We start from the raw sequence: 12,536 nt of genomic DNA on the forward strand, positions 1-12,536 counted from the left end.
GGGCTCTCAGTCGCCGGTGGGCTGCGGCTGCAGGGGGTTGCCGGCTTCGTCGTAGTACATCGGCCCGCCCGCGGGGAACGAGAACGACGGCTCGGAATCGGGGCCATCGAAGGCGGGGAGCCGGCGCCAGACGTCCGCGGGCAACCGCTCCTCGGCGAACACCTCGGTCGCAAGGTCGTGCGCCGAGCCGGGCGCGCACTCCGTCTGGGACGAGACCCGCACCTGGCCCGTCGCCGGGCGGATGGTCACGACGGTGCGTTCGGCGATGCCGCCCTCCGCGACGACGGTCACCTCGCGGGCGTCCGCCTGGCCCCGGTCCGTCGTGACGCTCTCGATACCGAGAGAGGCGAAGGCCTCGGACGCCGCCGCGGCGACATCGAGCGGATCACGACCGGGCAGCTCGAGACCGCGGACGGCGACAAGACGGTACCCGCCCTCTTCGCTGAGGCCCGACTGGCACCCCGTCGGATGAGCGCCGTATGCGCCGTCGACGACGCTCCACTCCGTCGGCTCGATGGCCATGATCACCGAGTGCACCCCGGTCGCCATCGTGGTGAAACGCCCCTCCGCCTGGGCGTACGTCTCACCGGCGCCGCCCTCTCCCGTGCCTCCGGTCGATCCGGGATCGCTCTGGCCGCCGCATCCGCTCATCGTCAACACCAATCCGACGGCGAGCGCCGTCATCGTCATCCGCGTGGTCGATCTCATCTGTCACGTCCGGTAAGGGTCAACGGGCAGCCACTCCAGCCAATCGGGCAGGTCCCAGAAGCCGCGCTCGCTGCCGTCGCCGTCCATCTCCGTCCCGGGCTCGCCGGTCAGGATGATCTGCTGGATGTTGTAGAACGACTCCGATCCTTCCACGAGGTACCCCTCGCCGTCTCCGGACGGAAGCGGCCCGTTGCCGCCATCGTGTGACGCGTGACCGGGTGTCGGGGCGAGGTCGACGCCGTCGGCGCTTCCACCGTCGCTGCCGAACTCCGTCACCCCCGGAAGGGTCTCGGGAACGGTGCCGTGCGCGCCGCCCCAGCTCGTGTCGCGTCCGATGCGCGCCCACGCGTCGTTCTCCGACAACGTCGCGTAGGTGCGCAACCCCTCGGCGTTCTCGAGGTTCGACAGCACCTCGGGGTCGCTCGGGAACCCCGCCGACCCGACCGCGATGAACTGGTCGACCCCGAGCCCGTCGGGGCGCGACCCGATCGCCAGCGCCGCGGTCGTGCTGCCGTAGGAGTGCGCGATCACCGCCTTCTCGGACGCGGGGTGGACCGCGTCGAGACCGAGCAGGAAGGACCGCAGGGCCGGCGCGCCATCGTTCGCCCGCTGCATGGAGGGCTCCTCGGCCACGGTCGGCGAGTCGTACCCGAACCACACGACGCTCGCGATGCCCGGTCCGGCGGCATTGAGCGCCCGAGCGGAGTCGCCCCACTCGCCCATGCCCGTGACGTTGGAGAGCATCCCCGGCACGAGGACGTTGATGTCGGTCGCGGTCGCCAGGTCGCCGTACGCGATAGCTGCCGTCACCTGTGCCGAGCCGTCGGGATCGAACGAGATCAAGCTGGCGTGCGATCCACCCTGGGCGAGGGTGTTCCACAGCGCCTCGATCTGCTCGCCGAACTCTCCGGTCGGATGGGAGCTGTACAGCGCCTCGAGCCGGTGGCTGTTCACGTCAGCCCGCACGTCGTAGGGAATGCCGTCGAGATTGCCGATGATGTCGGGATGCGCGAGCTTGAGCTCCTTCTGCAGCTTCTCATGCGCGAGCCACAGCTCCAGCACCGCTTGCGGCGTATCCGCCGCGAGCAGCTGCTCGAGCAGACTCCTCGCCTCCGATGTCATCGCCGGCCCCGCACCGCCGGCGAGCTCGGCGAGCGCGGCGTCGTAGGCGGTGTCCCAAGCGGAGTAGTGGTTCTCGAACTGCTCCCACAGATCCGCGAGGTCGCCGGCGGCGGCATCCCGTGTCGCGACGGCATCCTGCGCCGCGTCGTTCGCGCGGCGGACGTCGGCGGGCTCACCCGAGCGGGACGTCGACAGCGCGCTCAGCGCCGCTTCCTCCGCCTCCGCGGCCGCTGAGCTCCACGCCGCGTGGGCGGACTCGATGTCGTCGATGAGCCGGTTCGCCGCCTCGGCGGACGACGAGAACGCGTCGGCGTACCGCTGCAGCACACCGGCGAGCAGCTCGGCCTCGGCGATCTCCGCCGCCAGCCCGTTGGCGACCTCTTGCGCGTCCGCGCGGGCCGCGGTTATGGAGGCGCCGACACCGTCGAGGTCGGTCGCGGACTGGACCGTGGTGCGAAGGTCGCCGAGCGAGCCGGCGACTCGGCTGAAAGCGCCGCTCCACCAGCTCATCGACCCGGCGCTGCCTTCGAGGCGCTCCAGCGGATAGCCCCGGTTGGGCGAGGTGAGGCTCACGGCTGGTTCCTGCCCGTCAGCTCGACATCGAGATCCGAGTAGCGGGCCGCGATCTCCGACAGGGATGCACCGACCCCGGATGCCGCGCCCGTGCGGTCCAGCACGGCCTGATGCAGGCCGGTCAACCGCCGGTTGATCTCGAGGCGCAGCACGACGCGATGCGCGGGGTTCTCGACACCGGTGTCGTCGCCCTGGATGTCGGCGTTGTCCATCACCGCGCTCGACACGCGCGTCTGGATGGCATCCGCCGCGCTCGTGAGCGCGTGGTAGTAGATCTCGACATCCGACATGACGCCCTCTCTCGAAAGCCGACTCGCTCCGGCCGCGGTCACACGCTAATGAGGGGCTCGCCGCCGCGTCGATGGGGAGAACTCCCCTCCCCGCCGCGCAAGCGCTGGCGTTCGCCGTCGGCACCGCGCTGATCGGCGTGCCGTCAACAGGCTGAAGCTGTACCGAGCGTCCCCGCAATGCCCGGATGTCGCCGCTCAGCCTGCTCACGGCACATCCGATCGCCGCGGCACGCACCGCCGCTGCCACCGCGCAAGCGCTGGCGTCCGCGGCCCTCGCCGGGTTAGCGTCGCGGCATGAGCGAACGCACCTACGACCTCGTCGTCATCGGAGCCGGTCCCGTCGGAGAGAATGTCGCCGACCGAGCTGCGCAGGGCGGCCTCAGCGTCGCGATCGTCGAGAGCGAACTGGTCGGCGGCGAGTGCTCGTATTGGGCGTGCATGCCGTCGAAAGGTCTGCTGCGGGCGGGCGCGGCGATCCGGGCGGCGAAGGCCGTCGACGGCGCGAAGCAGGCGGTCACCGGCGAGATCGACGTCGCGGGTGTGCTGCGTCGCCGCGACACGCTGACGTCGGATTGGAATGACGCGTCGCAGGTCGAGTGGCTGCAGGGCGCCGGGGTCGACCTCGTGCGCGGACACGGGCGCCTCGCCGGCGAGAAGCGCGTCGAGGTCACCGGATCCGACGGCGCCGTCACCACGCTCATCGCGAACCACGCCGTCGCGGTGTGCACCGGCTCGGCCGCCCTGCTGCCCGGCGTCCCCGGCCTGGCGGAGGTGTCGCCCTGGACGAGTCGTGAGGCCACCGCCGTGCAGGAGGTCCCGGGCTCGCTCGCGATCGTTGGCGGCGGTGTCGTCGCGGCCGAGATGGCCACGGCCTTCGTCGATCTCGGCAGTGACGTGACGCTCATCGCGCGCAGCCGGCTTCTCGGACCGATGGAGCCTTTCGCCGGCGACCTCGTCGGCCAGTCGCTCACCGACCGCGGAGCCCGGGTGCTGCTGCACACCGGCCTCGTCTCGGCCCGACGGGTCGACGACGGACAGGTCGAGCTCGAGCTCTCGAACGGCACGCACGTCCGAGCCGACGAGGTTCTCGTCGCGACAGGCCGTGTGCCCCGCACGGACGATCTCGGACTGGATGCCGTCGGCCTCGAGCCCGGCTCGTGGTTGGACGTCGACGACACCATGCTCGTGCGGGGGTCGGACTGGCTGTACGCGGTCGGCGATGTCAACCACCGTGCGCTCCTCACCCACCAGGGCAAGTACCAGGCGCGGGCTGCGGGCGACGTGATCGTCGCGCGCGCAACCGGTGGCACCGTCGACGACGCGCCGTGGGGCGCGCACGTCGCGACTGCCGACCACGCTGCCGTTCCGCAGGTGACCTTCACCGATCCCGAGGTCGCCTCGATCGGCGAGACCGAGGCGTCGGCACGCGCCGCGGGGCGCCGCATCCGGGTCCTCGACTACGACCTCTCGGCGATCGCGGGAGCGTCCACGCGTTCGGACGCGTACACCGGTCAGGCGCGCGCGATCGTCGACGAGGATCGCGGCGTCCTCATCGGCGCGACGTTCGTCGGAGCGGATGTCGGCGAGCTCCTGCACTCCGCCACGATCGCGGTCGTCGGCGAGGTTCCGCTCGCGCGGCTCTGGCACGCGGTGCCGTCCTACCCGACGCTCAGCGAGGTCTGGCTGCGCTTCCTCGAGACATACGGCCGCCCGACCGCCTGACCCGGAGATCGCCTCGCCCGCTGCGACGTCCGGAACGGACCAGCGCGATCACCCGGCCGGCGCCTCCCAGCGCAGGCTCGAGACCGACAGGTCGAACAGCGTCTTCATCAGCACCATGGCCTCGTCGTCATCGGCCGCGCCGGTCGGCCGTGCGATCGTCACCGTCAGCTGCAGAGCCTGCCGCCGGCGCGATCCCGGAATCGGAGTCAGGTACCCGACCTCGGTGGCGAGGTACTCCTGACCGTCGAGGGTGCGACGCGTCTCGCGCTCGAAGCGCAGGAAGCGCCTGTCGCCGAGAAGCGGCGTCGCGCCGCCGTCGCGGATGAGGGTCCCGACCAGCGGGTCGAGGTTCTCCCCGGTGGCGGTGCGCGTCGAGGCGACCATCGACGCGGGAAGGGCCAAGGCGTCGTCGTCGCCGGTGGCCGGCGTGAACATCGCGATGACGTCCGCCGCGGCCATGGCGGTGAACGCCTCGTCGAGCAGCGGCCGCAGGCGCGCGTACAGGTCGGGGCGATGGGCCTGCAACAGACGACCCCGTACCGACGCCTGCAGGTCGTCCCGCGAGGCCTCGTCGACCGCGCGCCTCACCCAGCCCGGAGGCAGCGCGAGCACGAAGTCGGGCTTCTCCGGCAGGCCCATCGCGGCGCGAAGCGATACGCGCGCACGAGCGGTCAGTGCGGGCGACGTGTCGGGCGCGGTGACGGCATCCGTCGTATCGGTCACGATCGTCCTCTCGTCACCGGCGCCGCTCGGCGTCGATGAGATACAGGGTTCCGGGGTCGCGCGACAGCGCCCGCTCGAGGGTGTCGGCGTCGATCAGGCCGCGCTGGTGCAGCACCGCGAGCGCGGCCTGACGGTCGTCGATGATGGCCTGGCGCTCGTCCCAGGGCAGCGCTGCGATGCGGGCGCGGATGTCGCCGGCGCCGAGACCCGACTCGGGCGCGGCTTCACCGTCACCCTCGGCAACCCGAACGCGGAAGCGCGCGAGCATGATGAAGGCTGCGACCACCGCGACGCCGAGCGCGACGAACACGGGGCCTTGCCACTGCTGCCAGCTCTCGTATCCATCGAGCTCGGCAATGCCCGGCATCGTCCCCAGGGCGAGCACGGCCATGGTCGCCGCCACGAGGTGGACGGAGAACTCCGGCCAGGAGAATCTGGCTCCCCGCGCGAGCCAGATGACCAGCAGCACGGCCTGCGCCACGGCCGCGATGATGAACATCACGCCCGCGATCGGCATCGCCCGTTGCGCTTCGATGCGGAAGAACTCGAAGCGATCGCCCATGAGCACGGCGAGTCCTGTGATCGGCGCGATGAACGCGCCGAGGATGATGGCCCACAGGACGACGGCGAGGATGCCGCGCAGCGGCGACTTCTTCCCGCTGGCGCGCAAGCGATGCGCGATCGCGGCACCGTCGCCGCCGAAGTGCTGGAAGATCTCGGGATGCCGCTGATAAGCCATCACCTCGAGCTGCGCGAGACGCACCTCGGACGACAACGAATGGTCCTCCGCCCAGGCCCGGGCAGACGGGTGAAGGAAGCTCATGATGTCGGCACGGTATCAGGCCACGGTTCCTGCGCCGCGAACCCGCGGGGAAGCGACGCGACGCGCTGGCCGCCGTCCGGCCCGATGAGCGTCAGCGTCTGCACGAACGCGTGGAATGAGCCGACGACGAGCGCGAAGAGCTCGGGAATGGTCGGCTGCAGGCTTGCGTGGACGAGCACATCACCGGCGACGAACAGGACGTCGATCCCGACGAGATCGACCTCGCCCGCGTCGACCGAGCTGGTCCGCTGGATGCCGGTGCCGAGCCTGTCGGCGTCGTAAGGCACACCCGCCCCGGGGTCGACGGCGAAGCCCTCGGGCGCCGTGCCGAACGCGACGAAGGCGTGGGCGACGATCGGTGCGGGCACCGGCCAGAGCTGGAACGCGAGGGCCGCGTCATCGGGCCGCGCGGCGAGTCCCGAACGCAGGAGATCCGCGACAGGGCCTGCGTGGGAGTCATCATCCCACCGCTGGCCCCACCCTTCACGGACGAGGTCAGCCTGCTCGGCGACCCAGGCATCGACGTCGGCGACCTCCGCGGGAAGCTGAAGCCAGCCGCCGCCCTCCGCGGCCGCGTCCAGACGCCACCCGCCGGCGCCCCACCCCTCGGGCATCGTCGCGGTCATAGGACAGCTCCTACCCATGGGAGGAGCGAACTCGGCTTGCGGTCGGCGTTGCCGGTCCACAGCGCGATCTTGTCAATCGCGCTCCAGCTGCCCGAGACCATCGTGTAGGCACCCTGCCACGCAGCAGAGATGACCGTCGAGTTGCACCATCCGCGAGCCGAACCCGCGACCGATTCAGCGAGTCCCGTGACGCCGGTCGAGTTCGGTCCGAACATGAACCGGCACATGATGTCGCCGACGCCGGCGGGATTGTTCATCTGCCACAGACCCCGCGAGACGTTGACGAAGCTGTTCGGGGCGCTCGTGCTGAACGCCGCGATGGTCCGCAGCGAATTGACTTGTCCCGCGGCCGCGGACCAGCTGGAGGGCCGGAACGCCGTGAACATGTCGCCCGCGAAATCGACGAGCCCGGGCTTTCCCTGGAACAGTTTGCCGACCTTGCCGAACGGGATGAGGCTGATGATCGCGATGACGAGCTTCTCGGGGCCGGCATCGCCGCGGAGCACCTGGTAGGCCGTCAACAGCAGCGTGATCACCCCGATGACCGAGCCGATGAGGGCGAAGATCGGACCGCCGATGATGATGCCCAGAATCGCCACGGCGATGCCGATGTACCCCAGCACTTCGAGGACGACGGCGAGGACCCCGTCGGTGTCGTCCCAGAAGCTGTCGCGGATGGAGCCGTCGAGCACGTCTCCGATGGAGGATGCCGCGCGGTCGAACGCCTCGTCCCACGTGTCGTAGTGACGGTCGAAGACCGCGGCCTCATCGCGGAACTCGTCGTAGAGCTCGTGCTTGCGCGCATCGTCCTCGGCCTGGTCGGCGAGCTGCCGCGCCGCGGCCGACCCGGGCTCCGGCTCGACGAGGGGCGCGGGACGGTCGTCGCGGGTTCCGGGCGCTCCGGCGTAGGCGTTCCACGCCGCTTCGGCAGCCGACACCGCGGCGCTGATGAGGGGCTGCACCGATGACACGGCCTGCCCGTACTCGACGAGGATCGGCCCCGTCGGCTGGTACAGCTCACCCGCTCGACGCAGTTCTGCGTGGGTGTCGCCGACGATCTCGCGGACCTTCTCGATGGCCTTTCCCTGTTGCCCGTCGCCACCCTCGACGAGCGACCGCAGCACTTCCGCGCTCTCGTCCATTTGACGCCCGATGGACTCGATACGCCGGCCTCGGGCGGTGATCGTGCCGGCGTCGCCCTCGAGAGTCTCGATCGCGCGCCCTCTCGGCGAAGATTCCATTCCACTCATGCCCGTCCCCCTCGGTTCACCGCGCTGGCGACGGGCGCGACGCGGAGCTCAGCCCGGACGCGTCGATGTCCATCTGCGCGGCCGTTTCGTCATCCCAGTCGCGGAACCCGTCGAGGACGCCCACGACGTGCTCGCGGATCTTGGTGATGTCGCGCGCCAGATCACCGCGACGGTTGTCCCACCCGGATTCGAACGAGTCGACGCGGTCGCGCAGCGCACCTCGGCCGTATGGCCGTCCGATCGCGCCCAGCAGATCGCCACTCAGACTCGCCGCGTCTTCGAGCTCGCTCAGAATGCGCTCGAGCTGCCCGCTCGTGCGCTCCAACGACGAGTAGTTGACCCACACCACATCAGCCACGACATCTCCTCCCCTGCGCTCCTACCGACCCGCGGGCCGGGAGCGTCATGGCTCCCGGCCCGCGGAAAGCGATACTCGCCTCGGCGTCAGCTGCCGGCGAGCTGCTGGTCGAGGTCCTGGATCGCGCGCATCATGCCCAGCAGCGACTCGGACATGTCGTTGATGCCATCGACCGCGTTCTTCAGACCCGTCGTCAGCTCGGAGTACCCCTCACCGAACTTGCCCGACGCGTGCTGCGTCTTGAAGTCCTCACCCAGCAACGTGTCGACCTGCGACTTCAGGGTGTCCAGCTGCCCCTGAATGTCATCACGCGCCTGCGACAGCGAGCTCGCAACCTGCTCCATCTCGCCATAAGACGCACCGAAATCAGCCATGACGGCCCTCCCAAGAATTCGCTTCCCGACCCCCCTCCGGAGCCGACACTGAAAAGCTATCGGCCCCCATCACCCGAGGTCGATGGGGAGAACTCCCCACTTCACAACCAGCCCGGACCGACGTCGACGAGCTCAGCGCGGGTCGAGACCTTCGTGTGCTTCGGGGTAGTACGACGAACGTGCTTCTCCGGCGACCGTCAACGACATCATCCCGAGGACCGCAATTCCAAGCGCCACCAGAGCACCGCGTCCCACGTGGTCGCTTCATCGATCAGAGGTTCGAGAGGACGTGCCGACATACCGCTCATCTTTCCTCCTGGCGGGCGGTCGACGAATGTCGCGATAGGACGGCGGTACCGCCGAGCAGAATCACGACGGCAAGCGTACGCAGTAGACGGACAGCTGCGTCAGCGAGCGCGTACCGAGCGCGTCAGCCTCGACCACAGCGGATCCCCCGCGCTCAGGCCATTGACGATGCGCAGGACGCCGCCGATCTGACCGATGCCGCTGAGGGCGCCGTAAACGCCGACGAGCAAAGACGGCGCCGTGAAGATGCTGACGCCGGCACTGAGATCGCGCCCGAACACAGCAAGGCCGCCCACGGCGAACAGCAGCGCGAGGGATGCCGTCATCAGGCGGACGAGAATGCGAGGTTCGAGGTTGACGGTGCGCGCCTGTACCCAGCCGGCGGCACGCGGAGTGCGCTGGCCGTTCGCGTAGGGCGCGCGGAGCCAGAACGAGGCGGCGCGCGTGAGCGCGCGACCGGTCCGCCACAGGGCGACGAGCAACGTCGAACCCGCCAGTGCGATCACGATGGCGATCAGAATCGCAATCACATCGACAGCGCCTACCCGTCCGGCGGCGGCCATCGCCGCGACCATTCCCGCGGCGACGAAGCCTCCCCCCGCGGCAGCGACGAAACCGACGACACCGAGCGCCCAGCGCGACCACCGCTCGTAGTCGGCGCGCAACGCGGCGGCGGCACGATCGGCCTCAGCGGGCGGAACGGATGCCGCTGGCTCCCCCGCCTCACCTGCGGTGAGAAGCGGGCGGGACGCGGCCCGAACGAAAGCGAACGCCATGGACAGGATGCTACGAGCCCGACGCGTCACGCTCGCCCTGACCGGCGCGAGACACGGCGTGCGCACCGAACGGCGACATTACCTGCGGCGCCACCGTGCGCCCGAGATGCCCCAACGGGGCCGCGAGCGCCATCTCGCCGAGCTCGGGCGTGATGCGACCCCGAGCGACGAGCTCGCGAATCGCGGCATCCCGCTCCTCCAGCGCCGTCCCGCGGGCCTCGGGGCGCATCTCGCTGACCGCCTGGTCGACATTCTGGAGGTCGTCCTGCGGCCCGCTCTTCTGCACCGAGAAACGGATTACCGTCCACATCGCGAGGGCGACATTTGCGGCGACTGCCCACAGCCACACCTCGCTCCCATCCCAGAACGGCCGCGCAGCAGTCAGACCGATAGCCAGCACCAGCAAGCCCGGGATCATGTTCCACAGCGCGAGCGTCCACGTGATGGTCGCACCGGCGTACCGCGGAGTCCTGAGTTCCTGCACCTCGCCGTGTGCGTTCACCAGCAGCGCGAACGCTGTCAATGGGCCGGCGTACATCAACGGCATGTCCCAGCGGCTAGCGCCCTGGATCACCAGCCATTGCACCATCATCGCCGCCGACAGCGCCGGCAGAGCCAGCGCGAGCATGAAGGCGAGGCTCTGCAAGCAGCTACCTGCCGCGAACCTGGGCACCTCTGCTCGCCAAGCCTCGCGCGGACCCAATAGCGCTACCTTCGCCTGAGCGGGCGCGGCGTCGACCAACGTGCGCAGCTCCAGACGCCACCGCTTCACGCCGTCCCAGTCGCCCGGCTCGTCGAGCAGGCCTCGTACGGTCCGATCACCCACGTCGACCATTCTGGCGGTCGGCGGCCTCAGCTGAGGTGGCCGACGCCCGCGAGCGCGGCCTTCGCCCGAGGCGACATGGCCTCCGGCGCCATCGTCATCCCGAGCTTTCCGAGCGGAGCCGCCGAGGCGCGCTCCGCTTCATCAGCAGAGATCGAACCGCGCGCGACCAGCTCCCGGATCGCCCCATCCCGCTCTGCACGCGCTTCCTCGCGGCGACTCTCGGGGACTTCCGTCAGGGCCTGATCCACGTTCTCGACCTCGTTGCGGGGGCCACCACGCGGAATGGGACCGCGCGCGAGCAGGAACACATGCAGGGCGATGTGCGCCGCGGCCACGGCCAGCCAGTATCCCGCGCCCTCCAGGTAGGGGGCGGCAGCCGTGAGACCGATGATGAGGACGATCGCGGCGGGGACGATGTTGACAATGGCGATGACGATGAGCGAACCCCAGGCGCTCGCGCGGCGGCGCCGCAGAGACTCGATCGCACCGAAGAGACTGACGACGAAGGCGAAGGCGAGGAGCGGGCCCGCGTAGCCGAGCGGCATGTCCCAGGGACTCTGCCCCCGGGTGGCCCACTGGATCATCATCCCGGCGGCGAGTGTCGGCAGCGCGATGCTGAGGAGGATGGCGAGGCTCTTCAGGAAGCTGCCGAGAGTGACCCGCGTCTCCGTGCGCCGTGCCTCCTGCGGCCCCAGGGTCGCGATCGAGGCCTGCACGAAGGGCTCCCGGGCGAACGCCCTCTGTTCGAGCCTCCACCACTTCACCGCGTCCCAGTCGCCGGACTCATCCAGCAGCGCGCGCACCGTCCGATCGCTCATGCGACCCATCCTTCCCCGAAGCGGGCCGCCGCAGCATCGAGCTGGTCGACGTAGTCACGGGCGTCCGCAGCTATGAAGCCGTCGACGCGGGCGCTTTCGAGCATCGCTTCGACGGGGATCTGAGCGAAGGCCATGCCGTAGGGAACGACGGGGCCGAGGGAGACGATGACCGTCCGGTCCTCACCGAAGAACAGCCAGCGACGTGTGGCGAGATCCCGCTGCTGACGACGCTCGAGCATCGTCACCGAGAAACCGGTTCCCAGATACGACGTTTCGACGACGTAGGGCGTCGGCGGAAGGAGGAGCGCGTCCGACCACAGGAGACCCGCGTGCTCCGCCTGCGAGAGGCGCGTTTCCGCGACGGCAAGCACCAGCGGCGCGATCACCGCACCATCTGCGGCCACGATGACGAAGACTTCACGATCATCACCCGCGACGGTCCGCGCGTCGCGGATGGCGGCGGAGATCCTGTCGACGTGCTGCACTTCGAGCCCGGCGCGCGCGACGAAATCGCGCGCGATCGCCTCCGCCGGGGCGTCGTCCGCACCGCTCACGGGGATGCAACGGTCGGCGTCGTAGGTCAGGTGAAGCATCATGCGGGGTTGCTCCAGGTGAAGGTGGCGATGTGCCCGTCGAAGAGCGCGATCCAGGACTGGATCAGGGGGCTGTCGGCCGCCACATCGGCACCGTGGGCCACCGTGACCGTCCACTGAACGGCCGCGGTGCGGCGGGAGCCGGGAATCGGGATGAGGTAGTGGACGAGGGTTGATACCGCTTCCACCTCGTCGAGGACGACGGGGCGCCGTTCCGTCCAGCGAACGATCCGATAGTCCTCGCCGATCGCGACGCCCCCGCGACGTTCGATTGCCTCGCGCACGACCGCATCCAGGGGCACCTCGGGCGAGGCGACCCGCTTCATGCCCACGAGGCTCGCGGCTCCCAAGACCCACGTGGGCGCGCCTTCCCGGGCAAGAGCGTAGACGAAGGCGCGCTGTCCCCGCAGCGCGGTCATCGCCTCTGCGACGTGTCGCCGGAGGGCGGAGGCGAGGTCGGGCCGTTGCGCCGACGCCAACCGCGCCGTCGCCTGAGCGAGCACGGAGGATTCGCCCGCAGCAGTGAGGTCGTGAGCCTCCCAGCCGGGAGGAAGAAGCATCCGGTAAGCCGGGATGTTCTCCGTCGCTCGGGAACGGAGTTCGGTTCGCAGGTCCGCCACGCGATCAGTCTGCCAGTCGACCGGGGCG

The 12,536-nt window shown here is 70.0% G+C and carries 15 protein-coding genes; 1 reads left to right on the forward strand and 14 read right to left on the reverse strand.

Annotation, left to right across the window (positions count from 1 at the left end; all coding sequences use genetic code 11):
* Window positions 1-6: 6 nt before the first annotated feature.
* The 3 genes from JOF37_RS06000 to JOF37_RS06010 are packed head-to-tail and all read right to left on the reverse strand — an operon-like array spanning window position 7 to window position 2,693.
* Window positions 7-708 carry a hypothetical protein gene (locus JOF37_RS06000; RefSeq protein WP_210006017.1) on the reverse strand — a complete coding sequence of 234 codons (702 nt, stop codon included), beginning with the start codon at window positions 706-708 and terminating at the stop codon, window positions 7-9.
* 3 nt (window positions 709-711) lie between these two features.
* On the reverse strand, window positions 712-2,403 hold the full coding sequence (locus JOF37_RS06005; RefSeq protein WP_210006018.1) for an alpha/beta hydrolase: 1,692 nt from the start codon (window positions 2,401-2,403) through the stop codon (window positions 712-714).
* Window positions 2,400-2,693 (reverse strand): hypothetical protein, encoded by a 294-nt coding sequence (locus JOF37_RS06010; RefSeq protein ID WP_210006019.1) that lies wholly within the window; start codon window positions 2,691-2,693, stop codon window positions 2,400-2,402. The genes JOF37_RS06005 and JOF37_RS06010 overlap by 4 nt, the downstream gene beginning before the upstream one ends.
* Before the next feature lie 294 nt (window positions 2,694-2,987).
* Between JOF37_RS06010 and JOF37_RS06015 the strand changes: the two genes are divergently transcribed.
* A complete protein-coding gene (locus JOF37_RS06015; RefSeq protein ID WP_210006020.1) occupies window positions 2,988-4,415 on the forward strand; it encodes a dihydrolipoyl dehydrogenase family protein in 1,428 nt (475 codons plus the stop codon).
* A gap of 48 nt (window positions 4,416-4,463) precedes the next feature.
* Here JOF37_RS06015 and JOF37_RS06020 read toward each other — a convergent pair whose 3' ends face one another.
* From JOF37_RS06020 to JOF37_RS06070, 11 genes are all read right to left on the reverse strand, one after another.
* Window positions 4,464-5,138: a hypothetical protein gene (locus tag JOF37_RS06020; RefSeq protein ID WP_210006021.1), complete on the reverse strand. Its 675-nt coding sequence runs from the start codon at window positions 5,136-5,138 to the stop codon at window positions 4,464-4,466.
* A 13-nt stretch (window positions 5,139-5,151) separates the two neighbouring features.
* A complete protein-coding gene (locus JOF37_RS06025; protein WP_210006022.1) occupies window positions 5,152-5,961 on the reverse strand; it encodes a hypothetical protein in 810 nt (269 codons plus the stop codon).
* Window positions 5,958-6,587 (reverse strand): hypothetical protein, encoded by a 630-nt coding sequence (locus tag JOF37_RS06030; RefSeq protein ID WP_210006023.1) that lies wholly within the window; start codon window positions 6,585-6,587, stop codon window positions 5,958-5,960. The genes JOF37_RS06025 and JOF37_RS06030 overlap by 4 nt, the downstream gene beginning before the upstream one ends.
* Window positions 6,584-7,828 (reverse strand): hypothetical protein, encoded by a 1,245-nt coding sequence (locus JOF37_RS06035; protein ID WP_210006024.1) that lies wholly within the window; start codon window positions 7,826-7,828, stop codon window positions 6,584-6,586. The genes JOF37_RS06030 and JOF37_RS06035 overlap by 4 nt, the downstream gene beginning before the upstream one ends.
* Before the next feature lie 25 nt (window positions 7,829-7,853).
* Entirely contained in the window at window positions 7,854-8,195 is a 342-nt protein-coding gene (locus JOF37_RS06040; protein WP_210006025.1) for a hypothetical protein, read from the reverse strand.
* An 86-nt stretch (window positions 8,196-8,281) separates the two neighbouring features.
* Window positions 8,282-8,569, reverse strand: a complete 288-nt coding sequence (locus tag JOF37_RS06045) for a WXG100 family type VII secretion target (RefSeq protein ID WP_210006026.1) — start codon at window positions 8,567-8,569, stop codon at window positions 8,282-8,284.
* 407 nt (window positions 8,570-8,976) lie between these two features.
* A complete protein-coding gene (locus JOF37_RS06050; protein ID WP_210006027.1) occupies window positions 8,977-9,651 on the reverse strand; it encodes a hypothetical protein in 675 nt (224 codons plus the stop codon).
* Window positions 9,652-9,661: 10 nt separating this feature from the next.
* Complete coding sequence (locus tag JOF37_RS06055) at window positions 9,662-10,486, reverse strand: hypothetical protein (RefSeq protein WP_210006028.1); 825 nt, start codon at window positions 10,484-10,486, stop codon at window positions 9,662-9,664.
* 17 nt (window positions 10,487-10,503) lie between these two features.
* A complete protein-coding gene (locus tag JOF37_RS06060) occupies window positions 10,504-11,280 on the reverse strand; it encodes a hypothetical protein (RefSeq protein ID WP_210006029.1) in 777 nt (258 codons plus the stop codon).
* An 11-nt stretch (window positions 11,281-11,291) separates the two neighbouring features.
* On the reverse strand, window positions 11,292-11,891 hold the full coding sequence (locus JOF37_RS06065) for a hypothetical protein (RefSeq protein WP_210006030.1): 600 nt from the start codon (window positions 11,889-11,891) through the stop codon (window positions 11,292-11,294).
* On the reverse strand, window positions 11,888-12,508 hold the full coding sequence (locus JOF37_RS06070) for a hypothetical protein (protein ID WP_210006031.1): 621 nt from the start codon (window positions 12,506-12,508) through the stop codon (window positions 11,888-11,890). The genes JOF37_RS06065 and JOF37_RS06070 overlap by 4 nt, the downstream gene beginning before the upstream one ends.
* Between the last annotated feature and the right edge of the window lie 28 nt (window positions 12,509-12,536).

The organism is Microbacterium imperiale, from assembly GCF_017876655.1.
GTDB lineage: Bacteria > Actinomycetota > Actinomycetes > Actinomycetales > Microbacteriaceae > Microbacterium > Microbacterium imperiale.

Coding starts and splice junctions, on each gene's coding strand:
- JOF37_RS06000 (WP_210006017.1), bottom strand. CDS start 708: ATGAGATCGACCACGCGGATGACGATGACGGCGCTCGCCGTCGGATTG.
- JOF37_RS06010 (WP_210006019.1), bottom strand. CDS start 2,693: ATGTCGGATGTCGAGATCTACTACCACGCGCTCACGAGCGCGGCGGAT.
- JOF37_RS06015 (WP_210006020.1), top strand. CDS start 2,988: ATGAGCGAACGCACCTACGACCTCGTCGTCATCGGAGCCGGTCCCGTC.
- JOF37_RS06025 (WP_210006022.1), bottom strand. CDS start 5,961: ATGAGCTTCCTTCACCCGTCTGCCCGGGCCTGGGCGGAGGACCATTCG.
- JOF37_RS06030 (WP_210006023.1), bottom strand. CDS start 6,587: ATGACCGCGACGATGCCCGAGGGGTGGGGCGCCGGCGGGTGGCGTCTG.
- JOF37_RS06035 (WP_210006024.1), bottom strand. CDS start 7,828: ATGGAATCTTCGCCGAGAGGGCGCGCGATCGAGACTCTCGAGGGCGAC.
- JOF37_RS06045 (WP_210006026.1), bottom strand. CDS start 8,569: ATGGCTGATTTCGGTGCGTCTTATGGCGAGATGGAGCAGGTTGCGAGC.
- JOF37_RS06050 (WP_210006027.1), bottom strand. CDS start 9,651: ATGGCGTTCGCTTTCGTTCGGGCCGCGTCCCGCCCGCTTCTCACCGCA.
- JOF37_RS06055 (WP_210006028.1), bottom strand. CDS start 10,486: ATGGTCGACGTGGGTGATCGGACCGTACGAGGCCTGCTCGACGAGCCG.
- JOF37_RS06065 (WP_210006030.1), bottom strand. CDS start 11,891: ATGATGCTTCACCTGACCTACGACGCCGACCGTTGCATCCCCGTGAGC.